General features: G+C 63.7%; 21 protein-coding genes. 19 read left to right on the top strand and 2 right to left on the bottom strand.

Annotated features, from left to right (window positions below):
• Positions 1 to 31 precede the first annotated feature (31 nt).
• The 8 genes from FJ948_RS04950 to FJ948_RS04915 all read left to right on the top strand — a co-directional run bounded on the left by FJ948_RS04950 (position 32) and on the right by FJ948_RS04915 (position 7,343).
• Entirely contained in the window at positions 32 to 946 is a 915-nt protein-coding gene (locus FJ948_RS04950) for a sugar phosphate isomerase/epimerase (protein WP_140702061.1), read from the top strand.
• 56 nt (positions 947 to 1,002) lie between these two features.
• Complete coding sequence (locus tag FJ948_RS04945) at positions 1,003 to 1,947, top strand: substrate-binding domain-containing protein (RefSeq protein WP_140702059.1); 945 nt, start codon at positions 1,003 to 1,005, stop codon at positions 1,945 to 1,947.
• A 57-nt stretch (positions 1,948 to 2,004) separates the two neighbouring features.
• On the top strand, positions 2,005 to 3,009 hold the full coding sequence (locus FJ948_RS04940; protein ID WP_140702057.1) for an ABC transporter permease: 1,005 nt from the start codon (positions 2,005 to 2,007) through the stop codon (positions 3,007 to 3,009).
• A 2-nt stretch (positions 3,010 to 3,011) separates the two neighbouring features.
• Entirely contained in the window at positions 3,012 to 3,794 is a 783-nt protein-coding gene (locus tag FJ948_RS04935) for an ATP-binding cassette domain-containing protein (RefSeq protein ID WP_140702055.1), read from the top strand.
• Positions 3,795 to 3,804: 10 nt separating this feature from the next.
• On the top strand, positions 3,805 to 4,986 hold the full coding sequence (locus FJ948_RS04930) for an aldose 1-epimerase family protein (RefSeq protein ID WP_140702053.1): 1,182 nt from the start codon (positions 3,805 to 3,807) through the stop codon (positions 4,984 to 4,986).
• Between the two features lie 76 nt (positions 4,987 to 5,062).
• A complete protein-coding gene (locus FJ948_RS04925) occupies positions 5,063 to 6,151 on the top strand; it encodes a fatty acid desaturase family protein (protein WP_181173555.1) in 1,089 nt (362 codons plus the stop codon).
• A 28-nt stretch (positions 6,152 to 6,179) separates the two neighbouring features.
• A complete protein-coding gene (locus FJ948_RS04920; protein ID WP_140702051.1) occupies positions 6,180 to 6,491 on the top strand; it encodes a MocE family 2Fe-2S type ferredoxin in 312 nt (103 codons plus the stop codon).
• A gap of 51 nt (positions 6,492 to 6,542) precedes the next feature.
• Positions 6,543 to 7,343, top strand: a complete 801-nt coding sequence (locus FJ948_RS04915) for a 3-methyl-2-oxobutanoate hydroxymethyltransferase (RefSeq protein ID WP_140702050.1) — start codon at positions 6,543 to 6,545, stop codon at positions 7,341 to 7,343.
• On the opposite strand, the gene hutH is transcribed toward FJ948_RS04915, so the two are convergent.
• Positions 7,308 to 8,825 carry a histidine ammonia-lyase gene (gene hutH, locus FJ948_RS04910; protein WP_140702048.1) on the bottom strand — a complete coding sequence of 506 codons (1,518 nt, stop codon included), beginning with the start codon at positions 8,823 to 8,825 and terminating at the stop codon, positions 7,308 to 7,310. The genes FJ948_RS04915 and hutH overlap by 36 nt on opposite strands.
• On the bottom strand, positions 8,822 to 9,823 hold the full coding sequence (locus FJ948_RS04905; protein WP_140702046.1) for an ornithine cyclodeaminase family protein: 1,002 nt from the start codon (positions 9,821 to 9,823) through the stop codon (positions 8,822 to 8,824). Before FJ948_RS04905 ends, hutH begins: the two co-directional genes overlap by 4 nt.
• Positions 9,824 to 9,935: 112 nt before the next feature.
• Between FJ948_RS04905 and FJ948_RS04900 the strand changes: the two genes are divergently transcribed.
• The 11 genes from FJ948_RS04900 (at position 9,936) to FJ948_RS04850 (ending at position 23,260) form a co-directional block, all read left to right on the top strand.
• On the top strand, positions 9,936 to 11,369 hold the full coding sequence (locus FJ948_RS04900; protein ID WP_140702044.1) for a DHA2 family efflux MFS transporter permease subunit: 1,434 nt from the start codon (positions 9,936 to 9,938) through the stop codon (positions 11,367 to 11,369).
• 271 nt (positions 11,370 to 11,640) lie between these two features.
• Positions 11,641 to 12,627, top strand: coding sequence for an ABC transporter permease (locus FJ948_RS04895; protein WP_140702043.1), 987 nt, complete (start codon positions 11,641 to 11,643; stop codon positions 12,625 to 12,627).
• Between the two features lie 89 nt (positions 12,628 to 12,716).
• Positions 12,717 to 13,742 carry a sugar ABC transporter substrate-binding protein gene (locus FJ948_RS04890; protein WP_015317085.1) on the top strand — a complete coding sequence of 342 codons (1,026 nt, stop codon included), beginning with the start codon at positions 12,717 to 12,719 and terminating at the stop codon, positions 13,740 to 13,742.
• Between the two features lie 83 nt (positions 13,743 to 13,825).
• Positions 13,826 to 15,949, top strand: a complete 2,124-nt coding sequence (locus FJ948_RS04885) for an SMP-30/gluconolactonase/LRE family protein (protein ID WP_140702041.1) — start codon at positions 13,826 to 13,828, stop codon at positions 15,947 to 15,949.
• Positions 15,946 to 17,001, top strand: a complete 1,056-nt coding sequence (locus FJ948_RS04880; protein WP_140702040.1) for a hypothetical protein — start codon at positions 15,946 to 15,948, stop codon at positions 16,999 to 17,001. The genes FJ948_RS04885 and FJ948_RS04880 overlap by 4 nt, the downstream gene beginning before the upstream one ends.
• Entirely contained in the window at positions 17,001 to 18,497 is a 1,497-nt protein-coding gene (locus FJ948_RS04875; protein WP_140702038.1) for a sugar ABC transporter ATP-binding protein, read from the top strand. Before FJ948_RS04880 ends, FJ948_RS04875 begins: the two co-directional genes overlap by 1 nt.
• Positions 18,498 to 18,873: 376 nt before the next feature.
• Positions 18,874 to 19,284, top strand: a complete 411-nt coding sequence (locus tag FJ948_RS04870; protein WP_140615468.1) for a carboxymuconolactone decarboxylase family protein — start codon at positions 18,874 to 18,876, stop codon at positions 19,282 to 19,284.
• A 242-nt stretch (positions 19,285 to 19,526) separates the two neighbouring features.
• Positions 19,527 to 20,363, top strand: a complete 837-nt coding sequence (locus FJ948_RS04865) for a metallophosphoesterase (RefSeq protein ID WP_140702036.1) — start codon at positions 19,527 to 19,529, stop codon at positions 20,361 to 20,363.
• Positions 20,360 to 21,517, top strand: coding sequence for an ABC transporter ATP-binding protein (locus FJ948_RS04860; protein WP_140702034.1), 1,158 nt, complete (start codon positions 20,360 to 20,362; stop codon positions 21,515 to 21,517). The genes FJ948_RS04865 and FJ948_RS04860 overlap by 4 nt, the downstream gene beginning before the upstream one ends.
• Positions 21,510 to 22,433 carry a sugar ABC transporter permease gene (locus FJ948_RS04855; RefSeq protein WP_140702032.1) on the top strand — a complete coding sequence of 308 codons (924 nt, stop codon included), beginning with the start codon at positions 21,510 to 21,512 and terminating at the stop codon, positions 22,431 to 22,433. Before FJ948_RS04860 ends, FJ948_RS04855 begins: the two co-directional genes overlap by 8 nt.
• Entirely contained in the window at positions 22,430 to 23,260 is an 831-nt protein-coding gene (locus FJ948_RS04850; protein WP_140702030.1) for a carbohydrate ABC transporter permease, read from the top strand. The genes FJ948_RS04855 and FJ948_RS04850 overlap by 4 nt, the downstream gene beginning before the upstream one ends.
• The last annotated feature ends 34 nt before the right edge of the window (positions 23,261 to 23,294 follow it).

The raw sequence follows: 23,294 nt of genomic DNA, 5'->3' as shown, positions 1-23,294 counted from the left end.
ACTGAATCGCTTACTGGGAGGAATTCACACCATGATGCAGGCAGGTATTTTCACGGGCTATTTCCCGTACGGCCTCGAAGAGACGGCGAAGAAGATCCGCGGGCTCGGTTTCAACACGGTGCAGCTCGACCTGCATTTCAGGGATGTCGACCTTTCGGCCGGCCAGATCACCAAGGACAAGGCCAAGACCGTGCGCGACGTCTTCCGTGACCACAACCTGCCGGTCTGCTGCGTGTCGGGCTATACCAACATCATCCATCCCGACAAAGCCGAGCGCGACAAGCGCGTCGGCTATCTCAAGGAGATCATCCGCAACGCCCGTCATTTCGGCTCGCCCTACGTGATCTCGGAAACCGGCACCTACAACACCGAATCGGACTGGGTGCATCACCCCAAGAACAAGACCGAGGAAGGGTTCGAGGAATGCCGCAAGGTGATCGCCGACCTCGCCCAGACGGCCTACGACCACGGCTCGGTCTTCCTGCTCGAAACCTATGTCAACAACGTCGTCGGCTCGGTCGAGGAGACGGTCAGGATGTTCGCGCAGGTCGACCATCCCGGCCTCGGCCTGCTGATGGATCCGACCAACTACTTCGAGACCCACAATATCGACCGGATGGACCAGATCCTGAACCAGGTGTTCGACACGCTGACCGACAAGATCAGAATAGCGCACGCCAAGGACGTCAAGCGCTCGGGCGACGACAAGTCGGAGAAGCATGCCGATATCGGCGACGCCGACGCGATGGAAAGCCACACCTTCCGCGGCGTTGGCGAGATCGAGCTGCCGGCGCCTGGCCTCGGTTCGCTGAACTACGACCTCTATCTGCAGCGTCTCGCCGAAAAGCATCCGAACATCCCGGTGATCATTGAGCATCTGTCGGAGGACGACGTGCCGCGCGCCAAGACATTCCTCGACGGGAAGTTCCGCGCCAACGGCCTGTGACCGCTGGCCGCGCCGCCCGGTGCATGGCGGCGCGGCTTCAAACAAGGGAGGAAAGAATGTTGAAATTCACTTGGAAACTGGCTGCCGCGGCGACAGTGCTCGCCGGCGTCGTCCTTGGCACGGCTGCGCAGGCGCAGGACGGCCAGAAGACCTTTTATCTCTTGTCGCATGGCGGCCCGTCGGATGCGTTCTGGATCGACTGGAATGCCGGCGCGACCAAGGCCTGCGACCAGCTCAAGGTGACCTGCAAGATCTCCTTCAGCGGCGGCGACATGGCGGCACAGAAGGAAGCCTTCAACTCGGGGCTTGCCGCCAAGCCCGACGGTATCGCCACCACCTCGGCACAGCCGGGCCTGTGGACGGAGGAGGTCAAGGCGGCCAAGGCGGCCGGCATCCCGATCGTGTTCTTCAACACCGACGATCCGGCGACAGGGCGCCAGGCCTATGTCGGGGCCGATCTCAAGGAAGCGGGCGCCATCTGGGCGAAATACCTCGTCGACCACAAGATGGTGAAGCAGGGCGACAAGGTGTTCCTGCCGGTCGAGGTGCCCGGCGCCAGCTACCAGCAGCTCGAGACCGAGGGCATTGCCAGCGTTTTCGATCCGCTTGACATCAAATATGACGTGGTCGATTGCGGCACCGATCCGGCCGGCATCATCGCCAAGATGACCGACTACATGGTCGCCAACAATCCGCCGGCGATCATCGCGCTCGGCGATTCCGTGGCGGCCAGCGTCAAGCGCGTCTTCGACGGCGCCGGCGTGCCGGCGGGCAAGATTCCCGTCGTCGGCTGGGGCAATTCCAAGGAGACCGCGCAAGCCGTCAAGGATGGCTTCGTCAACGCAGCCGCCTGGCAGTACCCGTCGGCGCAGGGCTTCATGCCGGTGGCACTGCTCGGGCTTGCCGCCTCCGGCGAACCGATCGGCTACGACATCCACACGTTCGGTCTCTACGACGCCTCCAGCGTCGACCCGATCCTGAAGCTCTACGACAAGAAGTGAGAAAACCGGCGCCCGCCGAAAGCGGCGGGCGTCTTTTCAAGCATGGTCCAAGCAGTCATGACAATTGCCGCAGAAGACGACGCGCTGGGGGCGAGAGGCAGGTCCCGCCTGTTGCGCTCGCCGCAATTCTCCTCCTTCGTCATCCTCATTGTATTGCTGGCGGTGTTTGCTGTCGCCGACGCCAATTTCCTGTCGCCGCTCAACATCTCCAACATGATGGCGTTCCTGCCCGAACTCGGCATCATCGCGCTCGGCATGACGCTGCTTCTGACGGCAGGCGAATTCGATCTTTCCGTTGGTGCGGTGTTTGGACTGGCGCCGGTGGTTGTGATGCTGCTGGTGCAGAATGGTGGCGTCGATATCGGGGTCGCGTTGCTGGCCGGGCTTATGCTGTGCATCGCGATCGGCGCGATCAACGGGCTGATCGTCACCAAGATCGGCATCTCGTCCTTCCTGGTGACACTGTCGATGCTGCTCGTCGTGCGCGGGGCAGCGCTTTATATCACGCAGGGGTTTCCGCTGAAATCCTGGGACCAGCCTGGGTTTTTCGTGACACTGCTGGCGGGCAGCTTCAACATCGGTTCGTTCCGCTTCTACACCTCGCTGTGGTGGTTCATCGGCCTTTCGCTGTTTGCCATCTACATCCTGCGCTACGCCAAGCTCGGCAACTGGATCAGCGCCATCGGTTCCAATCGCAACGCGGCGGTGGCGCGCGGCGTGCCGGCCGATAGCGTCAAGATCTGGCTGTTCATCGCGACCTCGGTGCTCGCCGGCCTAGCCGGCATGATCAGCGCCTTCCGCATCTCGGCTGCCTCGCCGGTGGCCGGCACAGGCTACGAGCTGGAGGTGATCGCCATGGTGGTGGTCGGCGGCACGGCGCTGACCGGCGGACGCGGCACCATCCTCGGCACCATCGTCGGCGCGCTGATGCTGCGCGCCATCCGCAACGGCATCGTGCTGATCGGCGTGCCGGGGCTCGCCTACAACATCTTCGTCGGCCTCATCATCCTCGCCATGCTCATCCTGCACGCTTTGCTGCAGAAGAACGCCGCAAGGGGCTGACGATGATGCAAGAAGTGCTTCGGCTGCAGAACCTGCAAAAATCCTTCGGCAGCGTGCGGGCGCTGAAGAACGCCTCACTGACACTGCGGGAAGGCGAGGTGGTGGCGCTGCTCGGCGACAATGGCGCCGGCAAATCGACGCTGATCAAGGCGATCTCGGGTGTCTTCCCCGTCGATCGCGGCGACATCTATGTGCGCGGCGAGAAGGTCTCGATCCGCTCGACCAGGGATGCGATGGACCTCGGCATCGAGACCATCCACCAGGACACCTCGCTGGCGCCCGACCTCAGCATCGCGCGCAATCTTTTCCTCGGCCGCGAGCCGGTCAATTTCGGCTGGCTCGGCGTATTCGCGCCGCTCGATCTTGCCAAGCTGCGCAAGGCCGCCTCGGCGCTGCTGAAGCGCGTCGGTATCTCGAAAAAGCTCGACGCCGACGCGCTGGTCAGTACACTTTCGGGCGGCGAGCGGCAGTCGATCGCCATCTCTCGCGCCATGCAGTTCGCCGCCAAGGTCATCATCCTCGATGAGCCGACCAACAATCTCGGCGTCGAGGAAACCCATGGCGTGCTGCGCTTCGTCAAGGAGGTGCGCGATGCCGGCCATTCGGTGCTGCTCATCACCCACAACATCCACCACGTGTTCCAGGTCGCCGACCGCATCATCGTCATGCGGCGCGGCGAAATCGTCGCCGAACAGACGGTGGCCGACACCGACCTGCTGACCGTGGAAAGCATCATTACCGGCGCCGACATGTCGGCCTTGCTCAAGGAGGCGAGGGCAAAGTGAGGGGCGTCGCATGGTAGAGCTCTACGGCAAGACGCTGTCGCGCCGGCAGGTGGCCGAGCGGTCGGGCCAGCTGTCGCAATTCGCCGGCGTGCGGCTGATGACGCTCGGCGACGGCGCGGAGCGCGGCATTCGCATGCTCGAATTCCGCACCGGCTCGGGCCTGCGCTTCACCGCGCTGGTCGACCGGGCGCTGGACATCGCCGATTGCGACTTCAAGGGCCAGGCGATCGGCTGGCATTCGCCGAGCGGCTTTCGTCATCCCGGCCTGCATGAGTATGAAGGAGAAGGGGGGCTGGCCTGGGCGCGCTCCTTCTCGGGACTGCTCGTCACCTGCGGCCTCGACCATATTCTGGGGCGGGAAGAAGTCCCGGCCGAGAACTATAACTATCCAGGCAAGAAGACGGCGCTCCACTCGCTGCATGGGCGGGTCGGCACCATCCCGGCGCGGCTGACGGGCTATGGCGAGCGCTGGGACGGCGACCGCTGCGTGCTGTGGGCCGAAGGCATCGTCCAGCAGTCGGCGGTATTCGCAGAGGATCTGCATCTCATCCGCCGCATCGAGGCGGACGTCGGCGGCAACGAGATCCGGCTTTCCGACCATGTCGTCAATCACGGCTTCAACCGCACGCCGCATATGTATTTCTACCATGTCAATGTCAGCCATCCCCTGCTGGACGAGGGCTCACGCTATCTGGCGCCGATCCGCGACGTCGTCTGGGCGGGCCATGCCGGCGCGCGCTACGCGGCGCAGAAGGTCGGCTACCGCACGGCGCCTGCGCCGCAAGCGGGCTTCAGCGAGCAGGTCTGGCAGCATGAGATGGCCGCCGATGCCAATGGCGAGGTGCCGGTGGCCGTCGTCAACGACCGCATCGGGCTCGGTCTCGAGCTGGTGACGCGCAAGGACCAGTTGCCCTGCGCCTATCAGTGGCAGAATTTCCAGGCCGGGCAGTACGCGCTGGGGATCGAGCCTTCGACCCACCATGTACTGGGCGATCTCGCCGCCCGCGAGCGCGGCGAGATGATCTGGCTGGAGCATGGCGAAAGCCGGGCCTATGACGCGGTGTTCAGCGTCCTCGACGGCGCCGGTGAGATCGCAGCGGCCGAAGCCAGGATCGCGGCTATCGCCCGGCAGCCCGAGCAGGATTATCCTCGGCCTTCCGGAAACTTTCCAAGACTGGCCGGCAGGACATGAGCGCGACATTTATCCAATGCAAGCCCTCCGGCCGGCGGACCGGATTGCCAGCGCTGCGCAGGGATTGGAGGTCAATGTGACGACGGCAAAAAAGCGCGACTACAGCCTTGTCGGCGAGAGCACCAGGGCGGCGATAGAGACCGGGCTTGCCTCGGCCGAGTGGTACCACACCGATGTGCCGCGCAAGGCGATGAAGGAACTGATGCAGCGTTCCGACGGGCCGGCGATCCGCGATACGGTGATCTGGATTGTCGCGATCCTGGCTTCGGCCGCCGGCAACGTCTGGTTCTGGGGCACTTGGTGGGTGGTGCCGTTCCTGCTGGTCTATGGCGTGCTCTACGGCTCGTCGAGCGACTCGCGCTGGCACGAATGCGGCCATGGTACGGCGTTCCGCACGCGCTGGATGAACGATGTCGTCTACCACATCGCCTCCTTCATGCTGATGCGCAATCCCGTGCAATGGCGCTGGAGCCATGCCCGCCACCACACCGACACCATCATCGTCGGCCGCGACGCCGAGATCGCCGTCATGCGGCCGCCGGACCTGCTGAAGGCGGGACTGGCCTTCACCGGCATTCTCGACTTCCGCTATTCGCTGCCGACGCTGGCGCGCCAGGCCTTTGGCACGCTGTCGGATGACGAGAAGAGCTATATCCCCGAGATGGAACTACACAAGGCGGTCGTCGCGGCCCGCTGGCACGTCGCCATCTATGTCGCGACGATCGCTCTCGCGATCGCGCTGCGGTCGTGGATACCGCTGGTGTTGATCGGCCTGCCGCGCCTCTACGGCACCTGGCACATGGTGACGACCGGCCTGCTGCAGCATATCGGCCTAGCCGACAATGTCATCGACCACCGGCTCAACACGCGCACCGTCTACATGAACCCGATCAGCCGGTTCATTTACTGGAACATGAACTACCATGTGGAGCACCACATGTTCCCGATGGTACCCTATCACGCGCTGCCCAGGCTGCACGAACTGATCAAGCACGATCTGCCGGAGCCGAATCCGTCGATGTGGCATGCCTATCGCGAGGTCTGGCCGGTGCTGCTGAGGCAGCTGAAATACGAGGATTATTACCTCAAGCGCGAACTGCCGCCGACGGCCAGGCCCTATCGCGGCGAATTCCACGAGGTCGATATGTCGGCGGCGGCCGAATAGCGATCGGTAATGTCCGCAGGAGATTGAGATGGCCGATTGGGTTGAAGCGTGCGCCGTGGGCGATGTCGAGGAAGAGGATGTCATCCGCTTCGACCATGATGGGCGGACCTTCGCGATCTATCGCTCGCCGGATGACGAGTTCTTCGCCACCGACGGTTTCTGCACGCATGAAAAGGCGCATCTGGCCGACGGGCTGGTCATGGACGACATCATCGAATGCCCCAAGCACAATGGCCGCTTCAACTACAAGACCGGGCAGGCCAAGGGCGCGCCGGTCTGCGTCAACCTCAAGACCTATCCAGTGAAAGTCGAGGCCGGTAGGGTGATGATCCAGATCTGAAACGCGGTGCTGATCCGGCACCGCTGCAAGCAGGCAACAGAGGGACGTTTGATGAGCCGAAAGAGACCGACAGTCGCCGATTTGCGCGCCATGAAAGGCAAGCGGCAGCTGACCATGCTGCGCGTGCTCAACCTGGACGAGGCGGAGGCCGCCGAGCGGGCAGGGGTCGACATCGTCTCGGTGCCGCCCGAACTGGTGCTCAATCCGCAATACCGCGACGCGGCACCCAGCCTGTTCACCATGCCGGGCGACAATTTCTTCGAGATCGGCACGGCTGACGATTTCCTGCGTTGGGCTTTCCGGCTCTACAAGGCCGGCGCCGACGCGGTCTATTGCAGCGCGGGCTATGCCACGATCAAGCGGATGGCGGACGACGCCATTCCCGTCATCGGCCATGTCGGCCTCATTCCGTCCCGTGCGACCTGGACCGGCGGCTTCAAGGCGGTCGGGAAGACCGCCGACACGGCGATGCAGGTGTTCGAGGCCGTGAAGCAGTTGGAGGCCGCGGGCGCCATTGGCGCCGAAATAGAAGTTGTGCCGGTCGAAGTGGCGAAGGCGATCTCGGAGCGGACGCCGCTGATCATGCTGTCGATGGGCGCGGGCACCGGTTGCGACGCGCAATATTTGTTCGCCGACGACATCCTTGGCCAGAATAGAGGCCACATGCCCCGCCACTCCAAGGTCTACCGCAATTTCGCCGCCGAGTATGACCGGCTGCAGGCGGAACGGGTGGCGGCGTTCTCCGAATATGTCGCAGACGTCAACAGCGGCGCCTATCCCGAGGACAGGCACATCGTGCATATGGATCCCGCCGAGCTACGCCTGTTTCTCGACAAGGTCGGCCGGAGCTAGGGCCGGCCGCCACGCATTACCGGCGAGCGCGGCGTGGAGTGCTTCCGCATTGACGCCGAGCGGCCGGTCCTCCTTCAGGGAAGGGACGAGCGCGCGTATCGCCGTGTGGACGGCTGACGTGCGTGGTGCCAGCGTCAACCCTTCACGCAGGTCGACGGCCTGGGCGGCCGCCATCAGTTCGAAAGCGATCAGCCGCCGCCACAGCGCAATCATGTCAGCGCATTTCGAAACTGCCAGCGGCGTCTGCGTGGCGTGATCCTCGACGCCTTCCGAGACGGGCAGGAAATCGAGCATCACCGGATTGGCCTTGTGGCGGATGGCGGCCAGGATCGACGTCACCGTCTTCTGCAGCGGCACGAAACCGGCCGAGGCGCCGCCGACCGGCGACAGATATTTCGGCAGGCCGTTGCGGCCCGAGCCGGTGAGCTGGATGAAGCGGGCCGCACTGGCGGCGGCGCACTGGGCGATGGCCAGGCTGAGCGTCTCGAAGGCAAGCGCCAGCGAAGCGGTGTGGAAGTTGCCGGTCGACAGCACCAACTCGTCGTCGCCCAGAACCAACGGGTTGTCGGCGGCGGCATTGAGTTCGATCTCGACGGCGCGTTTTGCCTGGCCGATCGCCTCGATCAGCGCGCCATGGATCGAGGGCATGCAGCGGATCGACAGCGGATCCTGTATGGTGGTGGGCGCCGGTGCTTCGTCGCGGGCGAGAAGATCGTGCAGCGCCTTGGCGGCTTCCTGCTGACCGGCAGCGGGCCGCGCCATGTGCAGGCGGGGATCAAGGATGGTGCGGTTGGCGCCAAACCCTTCCATGGTCAGCGCGCCGGCCTGCTGCTGCTGGTCAAGGGCCGACAGCGCGTCCGTAACCACAAGCGCGCCGCCGCCGGTGGAGACAGCGGAAGCGTTGATCAGCGACAGCCCGTCCTTGGGCGCCAGGCCGATCGGAGCGAGGCGGGCCATCATCAGCGCCTTGGCCGCCGGCATGCGCCTGCCCTGATAATCGGCTTCGCCTTCGCCGATCAGCAGGCGGGCGATCGCGGTCATCAGCACCAGGTCGCCGGCGCCGATCGACCCCAGCGACGGCATCACAGGATGAACACCGGCGTTGAGCACATCGACCAAAGCGACAAAAACGGCGGGCGACAGGCCGGAGCCACCCACCGACAGCATTGTCAGGCGTGCGAGCATGGTTGCCCGCACGGTCTCGACCGGCAGCGCTTCGCCGACCGCGCCGCTGCGGCCCTCGAGCAACTGGCGCTGGAAGGCGCTAGGGTCACCCTCGACCGATGTACCGAGATTGGCGCCGAGCCCGGTGTTCAGGCCGTAGATCTGCTGGCCGGAGGCCGCGGCCTGGTCGAGCACCTTTCGCGCCTTCTCCAGCCTGCCGATGATCTCGGCTCCGATTTCCACCTTGCGCGCCTCGCGGGCGACGGCGGCGACGTCGCCGACGCTGACGCCGGTCCCGGTGAGGACGAGCGCGCTCATGCGAAACGCAGCCTCTGGCCGATGCCTTGCGCTTGCGCCTTGGCCAGCATCGCCTTGCCGAGCGCGATGTCGGACAGCGACAGGCCTCGATGCCAGAACAGGATGGTCTCGTCGTTACTCTGCCGTCCCGGCCTCAGGCCGCCGGCGATCTGGCCGAGTTCGGCATGCAGCGTCGTCTCGCTCAGCCGCCCGGTCTCGACATGGGCGCGCAGCGAGCCGAACTTGCCGCCCTTGCACTGGCCCCAGTCGTCGACGACCATCTTCTGCATGATGTCGGTCAGCGACAACTCCACCGCGCTCATCGTGCCATAGGGCACCACCAAGGCGCCGGGCTTGATCCATTCGGTCTTGAGCAGGGGTTGCGGCTCGGGCAGGCGCGAGGCCTCGACGACAATGTCGGCGCCCTTGACGCAGCTCTCCCAGTCAGCGACCGCGTTGACAGGCTTGCCGAGATCGGCGGCGAGCTTCGCGGCAAAGCCGTCGCGGCTTTCCGGCCGGCGCGAATGGACGCGGATTTCGTCGAAATCGAAGAGATGGTCGAGCAGGCGAACATTCCAGTACGCGGTGCCGCGTGCGCCGATATGGGCGAGCACCTTGGAGTTCTTGCGCGCCAGGTGCTTGGCGCCGATGGCGGTGACGGCGCCGGTGCGCATGTCGGTGATGACGGTGGCGTCGAGGATGGCGCGCGGCGTGCCGGTGCGCGGATCGAACAGATTGAGGATGCCGAATTCCGAGGGCAGGCCGTGCAGATAGTTGTCGACATAGTCGCCGACGATTTTTACGCCCGCCGTGTCGAGCGGCGCGACGTAGCCACGCAGAACATTGAAATGGCCGTGGAAGGACGGGTCGGGTTCGAGGTGGACACGCGGCTCGATCACCGTCTGGCCCTTGCCTTGCGCGATGAGCCCGGCCTCGACGGCGCCGACGATCTCGGCATCGGTCATGGCAAGGGCTTCGATGTCGAGAGCATTGAGGTAGTCGATATAGATAGGCTTCATGCGTCTGCGTTCCTCGCCACCCCGCTCCTCCATAACAGGCCGCGACGCGACACGAAAGTTTGTTGGCTGTTATCTGGACGCCGTCGGCCAAATGCTGTTCAAGCGGTCCGTCATGACTGCCATTTCCGAGACCGAAGCTTCAGCCGAACCAGCCGGGAATTCGCGGCGTGTGGCGTTGATCGTCGCCATCGCCTTCTTCATGCAGCTGCTGGATTCGACGATCATCTCGACCTCGCTGCCGCAGATGGGCGCTTCCTTCGGCGTGCCGGCGGTGGCGATGAGCATCGGCATCACCGTCTACATGCTGACCATGGCGGTGTTCGTGCCGCTGTCGGGCTGGCTCGCCGACCGTTTTGGCGCGCGTAACATCTTCCTCGTCGCCATCGCGCTGTTCACGCTGGCGTCACTCGCCTGCGGCTTTTCGCAAGACCTGACCCAGTTCGTCGCGGCGCGTGCCGTGCAGGGCCTGGGCAGCGCGCTGATGACCCCGGTTGGCCGAATTCTCGTTCTGCGCAACGCCTCGAAATCCGAATTGCTCAACGCCACGGCGCTGATCACCTGGCCGGCGCTGTTCGCGCCTGTCGTCGGTCCGGTGCTTGGTGGCTTCATCACCACCTATCTGTCCTGGCACTGGAATTTCTTCATCAACATTCCGCTTGGGCTGATCGGGCTGGTGCTGGTCGCCCGCTTCATCCCCGGTGATCGTGAAGCCGAGCCCAAGCCGCTCGACTGGCCGGGGTTCTTCCTGACCTCGCTCGGGCTCGTCTGCCTGCTCTATGGCCTCGAACGCATCGCGCATCCCGAGGATGGCGCCTTGCCAACGGTGGGGCTGATCGCGGCGGGCATGCTCATCGGCTGGCTGGCGGTGCGCCATCTCAGGCGCGCGCCGCATCCGCTGCTCGATCTCTCCTCGTTCAAGGTGCAGACCTTCGCCATCTCGACGCTTGCCGCCGGCACCATCTTCCGGGTAGCGATCAACGCCACGCCGTTCCTCCTGCCGCTGCTGTTCCAGGTCGGTTTCGGCCTCTCGCCGGTCGATGCCGGCATGATGATCCTGGCCTATTTCCTCGGCAATCTCGGCATGAAGACGGTGACGACGCCGACGCTGCGCCGCTTCGGCTTTCGCTCGGTGATGGTCGTCAACGGCATCATCGCGTCGGCATCGATCATGGCCTGCGCGGCGATCTCGCCGCAGACGCCGCAGGCCTTGGTGGTGGCCCTGATGCTGATTGCCGGCCTGACGCGCTCGATGCAGTTCACCGCGCTCAACACGCTGGCCTTCGCCGATATTGCCGCCGGGCAGCGCAGCTCGGCGGCGACGCTGTCCTCGATGCTGCAGCAGGTGGCGATGCTGTTCGGCGTCGCGGTGGCTGCGGCGATCTTGAACCTGTCGCAGATCGCCAGGGACCAGCCGGCGCTCGATCTCGTCGATTTTCGAGCAGCCTTCCTGGTGATCGGCGCCATCGGGCTGGTGGCGGCGTTCCGTTTCCTGGTGTTGCCGAGGACCGCCGGCGCCGAGGTCTCGGGCCATTTTGCCGGGAACTGAAGTCGAATTTTCCCGCCCATCGCGAGGTTAAATTCCATCTTCGCCTTTCGCCTTGGTGTGGCGTATTCGCGGGTACGGACAATGGCGCAAACAATTGCCAAAAGTGCTGGAGTTTCCGGGCATTGCGCCAGTTTTGCCAATCAATGCGTCCACTCCAAGAATCTCGCCGCCAGACCTTGTTTCGAGCGCGGATTCATTTGACGAAGCGGCGTTGAGCCGATTAGCTTTCTTTCCTGGGGTGGCAGCGCTGCCATCGGGGTGAAAGCAGACAATGAACATGGTCGGCTGGCTGAACTTCAGGGGCCTGAATCAGGAAGGCATTGTCTTTGCCATAGCGGTGGTGCTGTTCGTCGCCGCGGCCATCGGCCTGCCTGGCTTCATCGATCCCAACAATCTCGTCGCCATCGTTCGCTCGGTCTCGGTGCTGGGCATACTGGCGCTCGGCATGGCTGTCGTCATCATCGGCCGCGGCATCGACCTGTCGGCGGTGGCGATCATGGCGATGTCGGTCGCCTGGTATCTGCAACTGCTCAACACCGGCACTTCGGACGGGCTGGCCTTCGCCTATGTCCTGGCAGGCGTGCTCGCCATCGGCCTCCTCAACGGTTTTCTCGTCGCCTACGCCGATGTGCCAGCGATCTTCGTCACGCTGGCGACCGGCTCCTTCGTCTTCGGCTATGTCCGCTCGCAATTGATCACGCAGGATGCCGTGCCGGTGCCACAGGGCCATTGGGTGGAGCTGCTCGGCGGCCTGCGCTTCCTCGACATCCCGATCGAAGTGTTCGTGTTCGCGGGGCTCGCCTTCCTGTTCTTCCTGTTCCTGCGCTACACCAAATGGGGCCGCTACATCTATTTCGCCGGCGACAATCCGGTGGCCGCCCGCAACATCGGCATTCCGGTGCGGCCGATGCTGGTGCTGCGTTATGTGCTCTCCGCCTTCGTGGCGCTGATTGCCGGCCTTTTGACGGCGGCCAGCCTGCATTCGATCAACACGCGGGTCGTCAACTCGACGCTGCTCTACGACATCGTGCTGGTGGCGGTGATCGGCGGCATCGGCCTGTCGGGCGGGCGAGGCGGGGTGCGCAACGTGCTGGTGGGCGCGGCACTGATCGGCATCCTGCTCAACGCCATGACCATCATCGACATTCCGCTGCTCTACCAGAACCTGATCAAGGCGGCGATCCTGCTCGGCGCCATCATCGTCGACGGCATCATCAATCCGCGCGACGAGCAGACCGCGCAGCAGGGCGACATTTAGAGCAGATGGGCTAGCCCATCTTGCTCTGGGGTACCCGGTGCGATCGGGGCGATCGGCCGGCAATGAAAACCGAACCAGAGGATAACATCATGAAACTGATCAGAACACTCATGGCGGCGGCCACGGCCCTTGCCGTCACCGCCTTCGTGGCGCCGACCTTCGCCGCCGACGATCCGGGCCCGGCGGCTTACGCCCAGGCACTCAAGGGCAAGCGCGTCATGCTGGTGCCGCTGGCCATGGGCTTCGACCTGGCGCAGGGCTGGGCGCATTACCTGAAGAAGGAAGTCGAGGCCTGGGGCGGCACGTTCGAGACGCGCGATCCGAACTGGGTGGTCGACGCCGGCGCGCAGGCGATCACCGACGCGATCTCGTCCGACACCAGGCCAGACGTGCTGATCATCCATGCGCCGGACCTGAACTCCTATTCCAAGTTGATGAAGAAGGCACAGGCCGCCGGCACCTATGTGATCCTGGTCGACAATCCGGCCAACTTCCCGGCCGATGCCTTCGTCGGCAGCGACTGGGACCGGCTCGGCCAGCTCGAGGCGGAAGCCGCGATCAAGGGCTGCGGTGAGAACTCGTCCAAGAAGATCGGGCTGGTGCAGGGCGACCAGGCCAACTCTTCCAGCCTTTACCAATATGCCGGCATCATGAAGGTGCTGGACAAGCATCCCGACTTCAAGGTCGTGGCCAAGCCCGACTCCAACTGGGATGCGACGACCTCGCGCAATGTGACCACGACCATGCTGCAGCAGAATCCCGACATCTGCTCGATCATCGACTTCTGGGATGGTGACGCGACCGGCGCATCCGCCGCGATCCGCGACGCCAAGCTCGATGGCAAGGTGTTTTTGGTCACCACCGGTGGCGGCGAGAAGGCTGCCGATTGCGACAAGCTGAACGACGGCACCTACGGCGCCGTGGTGATGACCGATCTTGCTCGCCAGTCGGGCGACATGAACGCCATCATCAAATTCCTGCTGCAGAGCGGCCAGCCGGCCGGCACCTCGCACACCTACATCTACACGCTGGAGAAGGCGACAACCAAGGCCGACCTCAAGCCCGACAGCTGCTGGGACCTGAAGGCGCTGCAAGCCGAAGCGGCGGCGAAATAAGCGATCGTTTTCTAAAGACCTCAACGAGGTGGCCGGATCGTCCGGCCGCCTCTTTCTCTCGTTTCTCTTGCCGCAGTGACCTGATGACCTTTCGCGAACGCCTCCAGTCCTGGCGCTACAATCTCGTGCCCGACCATCTGGTCGGCGAGATCCTGACCAAGCGCTGGACCGACAACGCCATTCCTTTCCTGGCGCTGGTGGTGACATTGGCGACATTCGGCTCGATCATTCCGGGCTTCTTCAAGCTCTCCTCGCTGCAGGAATCGACCCGCCAACTCGGCGAGTTCTCGATGGTCGTCACCGGCATGACCGTGGTGATGCTGGGCGGCGGCATCGATCTCTCGGTCGGCTCGATCTTCGCGCTGTCCTGTTTTTCCTCTGTCTATGTCTTCTTCATCCTCGAACAGTCGATCTGGCTGGCGCTGGCCGCGTCGCTCGCCATGGGTCTCGTCTTCGGCGCCATCAACGGCTACCTCGTCGGCTATCTCAGGCTGCGCGCCTTCCTCACCACGCTGGTGACCTTCATCTTCGGGCGGGCGCTGTTCGACATCCTGGTCACCACCTATGCCGCCGACGTGCAGCTTTCGACCGCTACGTCCGACGTGCTCGATTTCATCGGCGACAGCACCTTCTGGGGGCTCTCGGTTTCGGTCTGGCTGGCGATCATCCTGGCCATCGTCACCCATATCGCTCTGACGCGCTCGCGGCCCGGCTGGCATGTGCTGGCGGTCGGCGGCTCCAGGCGCTCGGCACACAATGCCGGCATTCGCGTGCGCCGCACCGTGTTCATGACCTATGTCTTTTCCGGTTTCTGCGCCTCGATCGGCGGTTTTCTCATCGCCTGCCGGCTGAGCGGAGCAGGGCCGGGCACAGGCCTCAATCTCGAAATCATGGCGCTGACGGCGGCGGTGGTCGGCGGCGTCAGCCTCGGCGGCGGGCGCGGCTCGGTGGTCAAGGGCCTGATGGGCGCCATTATCGTCTTGACCATGACCAATGGGCTGATCCGGCTCGGCTACGGCACCGGCACCAACCAGATGGTGCTCGGCATCATGCTGGCGGTCGCGGTGACCATCGATATCCGCTGGCTGAAGAACCGCCACAAGGTGCTGAACGAGGTCTATGTCGCGCCGGTCTATCTCAAGATGGGCGAGACACAATCCGCGGTGCCGGGCTCCGGCACGCCTTACGCACTCGACAACCGGTTGTCCGCCGCCGACCATATCGGGCTTGGCGAACTGGAGGGGCCGGAAGACGTCATCCTCGATCGCGACGACAATCTCTATTGCGGCACGCGCCATGGCGAGATCGTCCGCTTCTTCGCGCCGGATTATGTCAGGTCGGAAGTCTTTGCCCACATTGGCGGCTTCCCGCTGGGCTTGGCCTTCGACAGAGCGGGCAATCTGATCAGTTGCGTCGGCGCCATGGGACTCTATTCGGTGTCGCCGGAACGGGAAGTAAAACGCCTGTCGGCCGAGACGTCGCGTTCCTGGACCTCGATCGTTGACGATGCGCGGCTGCGCGATCCCAATGATTGCGACATCGCGCCGGACGGGCGCATCTATTTCACGGATTCGACGAAGCGCTACGATGCCCATGATTGGGCGCTGGACTCGATCGAGAACCGCGCTACCGGCCGCCTGCTGGTCTACGATCCCCGGGATGGCTCGACAAAGACGCTGCTCGACGGCTACCGCTACACCAACGGCGTGTGCATGGCGCATGACGGCAAGTCGCTGTTCTTCGCCGAAAGCTGGGCCTGCCGCGTGCATCGTTACTGGCTGGAAGGACCGAAGGCGGGCACCGCCGAATGCGTCATCCGCGACATGCCGGGCTATCCCGACAACATCAACCGCGCCTCCGACGGCAATTACTGGATGGCGTGGCTGGGCATGCGCACGCCGAGCTTCGACCTCTCGCTGCGCCACCCCGACATGCGCAAGCGCATGACGCGCCGGCTGCCGCAGGACGAATGGCTGTTCCCCAACATCAACACCGGCGGCGTGGTGAAATTCAACGAGAAGGGCGGCATCGTCGAGGCGATGGGCGACCTGACAGGCGGCGCGCACCCGATGGTCACCTCGATGCGCGAGCACAAGGGTTTTCTGTTCGTCGGCGGCATCCTCAACAACCGCATTGGCCGCTACAGGATTGAGGGCGCCGACCCGAACTGGACCAGCCCGGCTTCCTATTGGGGTGCGAAACCATGATCCTCGATCCGATCCTGGATATGTTTCGCGGCAAGGCGGTGACCATCCCGCCGCTCGACGGCGCCTTTCGGCCAAACACGCGGCTCGATGATGCAGCTGCCTTCGCCGAATTGTCCGAGCCGGACAATCTGCTGGCCTCCAGTGACAGGCTGCTCGCCTCCAGCGGCAATGCCGTCTATTCGCTTGCCGTGGGAAGCGAGCCTAAGGTTGTCGAAACCTTTCCATCTCCGATCACGGCTCTGGCGCTGTCGCGGTCAGGCGAACTGACGGTGGCGCTGGAAAGCGGCAAGCTCTCGATATCAGGCAAGGAGATTTCGCTGCCGGCTGGTGTCAGCTGCATCACCGCGCTCGCCTATGCCGAGGACGGCACGCTATGGCTGGCCAACGGGTCGGCCGAGCACGCGCCGTCGCAATGGGCGGCCGATCTGATGAAGAAGGGCGCGTCCGGTTCGCTTTGGGAGCGGGATGCGGCAGGCGGCGAGTTCCGCAAGCTGGCTGGCGACATCGCGTTCCCATACGGGCTCCATCCCCTCGGTGGAGACGTGCTGGTGAGCGAGAGCTGGCGCCATCAGCTTGTCCGTTTCGATGGCACGACCGGCAATCGCTCGACCGTGCTGACGCATCTGCCCGGCTATCCCGCGCGGCTCGCGCCTGCCGCCGATGGCGGCGCATGGCTTACCCTGTTCGCGCCGCGCAACCGGCTGATCGAATTCGTGCTGCAGGAGACGCACTATCGCCAGGACATGATCGGACAGGTGCCGCCGGCCTACTGGATCGCGCCGGCGCTGGCGTCCAACCGCAGCTTCCTCGAACCGCTGCAATGCGGCGGCATCCGCACCATGGGCATCCACAAGCCGTGGTCGCCGAGCCGCTCCTACGGGCTGGTGGTCAGGCTCGATCAAAACATGCAGCCGCAATTCAGCTTGCACAGCCGCGCCAACGGCACGCGCCATGGCATCTGCAGCGTGGCGGAATGGGATGGCAGGCTGTTGATCGCTTCGAAGGGCGGCGATTGCGTGCTGGCCGTCGACCTTGCCTCGGGAGGTTTCTGATGGAACCGATCGTTCGCCTGGAGAATGTCACCAAGAATTACCGCGGCGTGCCGGCGGTGAAGAACGTCACCTTCGAGCTGCGCAAGGGCGAAATCCATGCGCTGCTCGGCGAGAACGGTGCGGGAAAATCGACACTGACCAAGATCATCGCCGGTGTCGTCGACGCCACATCAGGCAAGATGTTCCACAAGGGCCAGGAGATTGCCTACGCCTCGCCGCACGCCGCGCTCGAGGCGGGCATTGCCATGGTGTTTCAGGAGACCAGCCTGGTGCCGTCGATGACGGTGGCGCAGAACCTCTATCTCGGTACTGAAAAATTCCTCAACCGGCTGCGCGGCACGTATATTTCAGCACAGCAGTTCCTGCAGTCGCTGAATTTTCCCGTCGATCCCAACGCCATGGTGGCAACACTGGGCGCCGCCAAGCGGCAGATGGTCGAGATCGCGCGCGCCGTGCACCACAATGCCGAGATCATCATCTTCGACGAACCGACAGCGACGCTGACACCGGAGGAAAAGCGCCACTTCTTCGCGCTGATCCGGAGGCTGAAGGCGAGCGGCGTGTCGATCGTCTTCATCAGCCACGCGCTGGAAGAGGCGCTCGCAATCGCCGACCGCATCACCATCCTGCGCGACGGCGAACTGGTCATCACCGACGACACTTCGGCCTTCGACCGCGACAGAATTGTCGCCGCCATGGTCGGACGCACACTGTCGGGCCAGATCTATCGCCAGCGTGACGAGGCCAGGCTGCGCAAGGCCGGCAAGAAAGTGCTCTCGGTGCAGGACATTTCGATGAGCAATGTCGTGCGCAACACTTCGTTCTCGATCTTCGAGGGCCAGATCACCGGTGTGTTCGGCCTCATCGGCTCCGGCCGCACCGAGACCTTCAAGATCGTGTCCGGCATCTACAAGCGTGATTTCCTGCGCGGTGGCGCGATCGAACTGAACGACAGGCCGGTGCGCTACCTCGTGCCGAGCGAAGCGGTTGCCGACGGCATCGTCTATGTCACCGAGGATCGCAAGAGCGAGGGCATTTTCGAGACGATGGGAATTGCCGAGAACCTGTTCGGCGGGCTGCTGGCGGCGGGCCGTGAAAAGGCCTGGGTGATCAACCAGCAGGAGATGCGGCAGCTTTCGGCGGAATGGACGAAAACCCTCAGCATCAAGGCGATCAACGACAATGCGCGCGTGGTCGAGCTGTCGGGTGGCAATCAGCAGAAGGTGGTGATCGGCAAGGGGCTGGTGCAGCAGCCGCGCATCGTCATCTTCGACGAGCCGACGCGCGGCGTCGATGTCGGCGCGATCGCCGAGATACACCAGATCATCAACCGGCTGGCCGACGAAGGATTGGCCGTGGTGGTGATCTCGTCCTATCTGCCGGAGATCATGAACCTGTCGGACCGCATTCTTGTCTGCCGGCAAGGCCGGATCGTCGAGGAGTTTTCACCGGCGGAGGCGACGGAGGAGAAGATCATGTATGCGGCGGTGCATTAGATTCGCTGAGGCTTGGCGGTACATGCACGTTGGCAATTGGCGAAAACGCCCGCCCCTTCGTCATCCTGGGGCGTAGCAAGGAGCGAAGCGACGCGGCGCAGACCCCAGGATCCGTGCCGGGACTCAGGTGTGCTGCTGCGGTGCAGGATTTGGCTCCGCCGCGCTCTACGGTGAAAGTCACGGAATGGATCCCAGGGTCTTCGCGACGGCGCTTCGCGCCTGCTCCGCCCAGGGATGACGAAGTTTGGGTACTTCGGCCGAACCTTCAATGTCCTGCGCCGTTGAGCGCCAAAAACTGAGGCAAAAAAGTCGGTTAGCCATATTTGCTCGAAACTTGATTCAACGACCTAATTCATCCAAACGAAAGGACCAGATCATGGCCACCACAAGACTCCTCAGCGATGCCGAGGTCGAAAAAATCCCGGCGGTGAAGGCGGTGTTCGACGACATCAGGGCAACGCGCAAATCGGATTTCGTCAACAATTTCTGGCGTGGGCTGGCCAATGATCCGGCGGCGCTGAAGCGGATTTGGGAGCAGTTGAAGGTGGTGATGGTCGCCGACAGCGCCATCGATCCGCTGACCAAGGAAATGATCTACATCGCAGTGTCGACGGCCAATGGCTGCTCCTACTGTGTCCACTCGCACACGGCCGCCGCCCGTGCCAAGGGCATGACCGACGCGCAGCATGGCGAGCTGGTGTCGATCATCGGCCTCGCCGGCCAGACCAACCATCTGGTGACGGCGATGCAGATCCCGGTCGACCCGCAATTCGAGGTGAAAAGCTAGAGCCATTTCCGGGAAGGCGCATTACGGCTTTCCATCCGAAATTGCGTAAAAACAAAGAGTTGGAGCGGTTCGGCAATTCTATCAAACGCTGAACCGCACCGGCGGCCAGCCGGCCCATCGGCGCGGCGCGAACATTTGTCCCCAGCCTGTTAAGGAAGTGACATGTAACGGCACTAAGGAGACCCTACGCGAAGTTGCGCGCCGGTGGTTCTCCGGCAGCCGGCTCTCGCAGTGGAGCCGGCATGAAAATCGTCCAGATCACCGATACCCATTTCAGCCCGACCAAGCCGCATTTCAACGGCAATTGGCAGCCGCTCGCGGCCTGGATCGAGCAAAGCGGCGCTGACCTCGTCGTCCATACCGGCGATCTCAGCGTCGACGGCGCCGACAAGGACGACGACATCAGCTTCTGCATGGATCTGATGCGGGAAATCTCGGTTCCGATGCTGCTGGTGCCCGGCAATCACGATGTCGGCCATCTGCCCGGCTCGCTGCAGCCGGTCAATGCGGAACGTCTTGAGCGCTGGCGCCGGCTGGTCGGTCCCCATTATTGGATGGAGGACGCCGGAAACTGGCGATTCATAGGGCTCGACAGCCTGTTGATGGGCTTTGACGATGCCGAGGACGAAAGCCAGTTCGAATGGCTGCGCGCGGCGCTGGAAAGCCGTGGCGGCAGGCGCATCGCCATTTTCGCTCATAAGCCCTTATTCATCGATGAGCCGGGCGAGGGCGACACCGGTTACTGGAGCATCCGCCCGGCACAGCGCCGGCGTCTCTACGACCTGATCGCGGACCACGATGTCGCGCTGTTCGCCAGCGGGCACCTGCACCGGGCATGGCAAGGCAAATACCGAAACACTTCGCTGGTCTGGGGTCCGTCGGCGGCCTTTGTCGTCGGCGACATGGAGCGCGACATGCCGGGCGAGCGGCTGCTTGGCGCCGTCGCGCATGAATTCGGCGACACCGTCACCAGCGAGATCGTCGCCATCCCCGGCATGACCGTGCATGTCCTCGATGACGTGGTCGAGGAGGTTTACCCGCACGAGGCGCACAAGGTCCGCAAGAAAGTCGCATCATGAGCGCGCTCTCGCTTTGCGACTTGAAGAAGTCCTTCGGTGGCAACGCCATTCTGAACGGTGTCAGCCTCGATGTCGAAGCGGGCGAGTTCATCGCCCTGGTCGGTCCCTCGGGCTGCGGCAAGAGCACCTTGCTGCGCATTCTCGCCGGGCTCGATCATGCCGACAGCGGCGAGATCTTCGTCGGCGGCAGGGACATGTCGGCGGTCGCGGCGGCCGACCGCAACGTCGCCATGGTGTTCCAGTCCTACGCGCTCTATCCGCATCTGACGGCCGGCCAGAACATCGCGGTTCCCTTGGCCATGAAGCGGTTGAGCCGGACGCAGCGCCTGCCGCTGGTCGGTTCGTTCCTGCCAGGACAGAAAGAGATCCGCGCCGGCATTTCGCGGGATGTGCGCGAGATGGCGACCGTGCTCAAGATCGACCATCTGCTCGACCGCAAGCCTGGTCAGATGTCGGGTGGGCAGCGGCAGCGCGTGGCCTTGGCCCGCGCCATGGTGCGCCATCCCTCGATCTTCCTGATGGACGAACCGCTTTCCAACCTCGATGCCAATCTGCGCGTCCATGCGCGCGGCGAGATCGTCGAGCTGCACCGCCGCGCCGGCGTGCCGACGCTCTATGTGACGCATGACCAGGCCGAAGCGCTGTCGATGGCCGACCGCGTGGCTGTCATGATCGGCGGCAATCTGCTGCAGCTTGCCGCGCCGGAGGCGATCTACAACGATCCCGCCCATATCGAGGTCGCCCGCTTCGTCGGTCAGCCGAGGATCAACATCCTGCCCGCGCTCGCTGACGCTGGCCGTGTCGATTTCCAAGGCATCCGGCTTGCCCTGCTGGAGAAGGTGGCGAATGGCCCGGTCAGCCTCGGCATCCGGCCTGAATTCGTCAAGCTGTCGCCCAGCGGGCGGAGCGGCCTTGCCGGGCGGATCGAGCGCCTCGAATTCCTCGGGTCGGAAGTCATTGCCCATTGCAGGCTCGACGCGTCCGGCGACACCGTCATCGCCAAGCTCGCACCGCATGAGGCGAGGGACCTGATTACGGGAATGCCGGTGGGTATCCTTCTGTCCCCTGAACAGGCCATGGTCTTCGGGCCGGAGGGACGGCGGCTGCGTACGGCAAGTGCCGCGCCGGCACGGCAGGAGCCGGCCTATGTCTAGCATCGCGCTGGCGGGTAATGTCTCCAGCGTCGCGGCATTTCATCGGCGCAGCGAGGACCGTACCGCCTGGTTGCTGGCGGCTCCGGCGATCGTGCTGTTGCTGCTGTTCGTGCTGTTGCCGGTGGCTGCCGTCATCTTCCTCGGCTTCACCGATTTCGAACTCGGCTATGGCAAATTCCGCCTGGTCGGCTTCGAGAACTACGCCCATCTGATCACCGATCGAACCTTTCGCAAATCATTGTGGAACACATCGGTCTATACGGCGATCGTCGCACCGGTCTCGATCATCCTCGGTCTCGGCGTCGCCCTGCTGATCGAAGGCGAACCGCGTGCGCGCGGCTTCTTCCGCACCGTCTATTTCCTGCCGGTGGCGTCGCTGATCGTCGCCATGGCGACCGTCTGGCAATATCTCTTCCATCCGACGATCGGGCCGATCAACGAGTTGCTTGCGCTGGTCGGCATTCCCGGCCCGAACTGGCTCGGCGCCTCGAATACCGTGCTTTACAGCCTGTCGATCATCGGCGTCTGGCAGTCGGTCGGTTTCAACATGGTGCTGTTCCTGGCCGGCCTGACGGCGATCCCGCGCGAACTTTACGCCGCCGCTCATGTCGACGGCGCGAAATCGGCGCTCGACCGGTTCTTCCTTGTCACCTGGCCAATGCTCGGGCCGACGACGCTGTTCGTCGTCACCATCAGCATCACCAATGCGGTTAAGGTTTTCGAGACGGTGAAGATGCTGACCGATGGCGGCCCCAACAAGGCCTCCGAAGTGCTGCTGTTCACCATCTACCAGGAAGGCTTCGTCTATCTGCGCGTCGGCTATGCCTCGGCGATGACGGTCGTCTTCCTGGCGATCCTGGTCGTGCTGATGCTTCTCCAATACCGCGTGCTCGACCGGCGGGTGCATTACACATGACCAGCCTGCCTGCCGGCCGCATCATCCGCTTCGCGCTGCTTTCGCTCGGCGCGCTGATGATCCTCGCGCCCTACATCTTCATGATCTCCACGGCGGGCAAGACGCAGAGCGACATCTTCACCTCGTCGCTGTCGCTCATCCCCGAGCACTTCTACTTCGCCGAGAATTTCGCCAAGGCGTTAGCCAAGGTGCCGATGGCAACGCTGCTGTGGAATGGCGTCATCGTGTGCGGCCTGATCTTCTTCTTCCAGGTGCTGGTCGCCATCCCCTGCGCCTACGCCATGGCCAAGCTGAAATTCCGCGCCGCGCGATTGATGATGGTGCTGGTCATGCTCGGCCTGCTGGTGCCGATCCACGCCACCGCGCTGCCGCTCTATGTCGCCTTCGACCGCATGTCGCTCTTGAACAGCTATACCTCGCTGGTCGCGCCCTTCACCATTTCGGTGTTCGCGATCTTCATGTTCCTGCAGTTCTTCCGCGCCATGCCGGACGATCTTATCCACGCGGCGCGGCTCGACGGCATGTCCGAACTCGGCATCGTCGCCCGCGTCATCGTTCCCAACGCCTGGCCGGCGGTCACCGCCTTCGCGATCTTCTCGGTGGTCGCGCACTGGAACGATCTCTACTGGCCGCTGATCGTGGTCAGCAAGCAGGCCTACGCCACGCCGCCGCTCGGCCTGATGTATTTCCGCGCCGCCGAGGCCGGCGACGACTACGGCGCGCTGATGGCCGCCACGATGATCATCACCCTTCCACTCGTCGTCGCCTTCCTGTTCGCACAGAAGCGCTTCGTCGAGGGCATCACCATGACCGGCCTCAAAGGCTGAGCTTGCCAACAACTGAGTGGGCCAACAACTGATT

This window comes from Mesorhizobium sp. B2-3-12 (assembly GCF_006442205.1).
Lineage (GTDB): Bacteria > Pseudomonadota > Alphaproteobacteria > Rhizobiales > Rhizobiaceae > Mesorhizobium.
Note: the sequence above shows the minus strand (reverse complement) of the source record. Positions and strands in the feature narration are given on the sequence as shown.

Excerpts from the sequence above, each read along its gene's own strand:
- FJ948_RS04950 (WP_140702061.1), top strand. The coding sequence starts at position 32 with ATGATGCAGGCAGGTATTTTCACGGGCTATTTCCCGTACGGCCTCGAA.
- FJ948_RS04945 (WP_140702059.1), top strand. The coding sequence starts at position 1,003 with ATGTTGAAATTCACTTGGAAACTGGCTGCCGCGGCGACAGTGCTCGCC.
- FJ948_RS04940 (WP_140702057.1), top strand. The coding sequence starts at position 2,005 with ATGACAATTGCCGCAGAAGACGACGCGCTGGGGGCGAGAGGCAGGTCC.
- FJ948_RS04935 (WP_140702055.1), top strand. The coding sequence starts at position 3,012 with ATGATGCAAGAAGTGCTTCGGCTGCAGAACCTGCAAAAATCCTTCGGC.
- FJ948_RS04930 (WP_140702053.1), top strand. The coding sequence starts at position 3,805 with ATGGTAGAGCTCTACGGCAAGACGCTGTCGCGCCGGCAGGTGGCCGAG.
- FJ948_RS04920 (WP_140702051.1), top strand. The coding sequence starts at position 6,180 with ATGGCCGATTGGGTTGAAGCGTGCGCCGTGGGCGATGTCGAGGAAGAG.
- FJ948_RS04915 (WP_140702050.1), top strand. The coding sequence starts at position 6,543 with ATGAGCCGAAAGAGACCGACAGTCGCCGATTTGCGCGCCATGAAAGGC.
- hutH (WP_140702048.1), bottom strand. The coding sequence starts at position 8,825 with ATGAGCGCGCTCGTCCTCACCGGGACCGGCGTCAGCGTCGGCGACGTC.
- FJ948_RS04905 (WP_140702046.1), bottom strand. The coding sequence starts at position 9,823 with ATGAAGCCTATCTATATCGACTACCTCAATGCTCTCGACATCGAAGCC.
- FJ948_RS04900 (WP_140702044.1), top strand. The coding sequence starts at position 9,936 with ATGACTGCCATTTCCGAGACCGAAGCTTCAGCCGAACCAGCCGGGAAT.
- FJ948_RS04895 (WP_140702043.1), top strand. The coding sequence starts at position 11,641 with ATGAACATGGTCGGCTGGCTGAACTTCAGGGGCCTGAATCAGGAAGGC.
- FJ948_RS04890 (WP_015317085.1), top strand. The coding sequence starts at position 12,717 with ATGAAACTGATCAGAACACTCATGGCGGCGGCCACGGCCCTTGCCGTC.
- FJ948_RS04885 (WP_140702041.1), top strand. The coding sequence starts at position 13,826 with ATGACCTTTCGCGAACGCCTCCAGTCCTGGCGCTACAATCTCGTGCCC.
- FJ948_RS04880 (WP_140702040.1), top strand. The coding sequence starts at position 15,946 with ATGATCCTCGATCCGATCCTGGATATGTTTCGCGGCAAGGCGGTGACC.
- FJ948_RS04875 (WP_140702038.1), top strand. The coding sequence starts at position 17,001 with ATGGAACCGATCGTTCGCCTGGAGAATGTCACCAAGAATTACCGCGGC.
- FJ948_RS04870 (WP_140615468.1), top strand. The coding sequence starts at position 18,874 with ATGGCCACCACAAGACTCCTCAGCGATGCCGAGGTCGAAAAAATCCCG.
- FJ948_RS04865 (WP_140702036.1), top strand. The coding sequence starts at position 19,527 with ATGAAAATCGTCCAGATCACCGATACCCATTTCAGCCCGACCAAGCCG.
- FJ948_RS04860 (WP_140702034.1), top strand. The coding sequence starts at position 20,360 with ATGAGCGCGCTCTCGCTTTGCGACTTGAAGAAGTCCTTCGGTGGCAAC.
- FJ948_RS04855 (WP_140702032.1), top strand. The coding sequence starts at position 21,510 with ATGTCTAGCATCGCGCTGGCGGGTAATGTCTCCAGCGTCGCGGCATTT.
- FJ948_RS04850 (WP_140702030.1), top strand. The coding sequence starts at position 22,430 with ATGACCAGCCTGCCTGCCGGCCGCATCATCCGCTTCGCGCTGCTTTCG.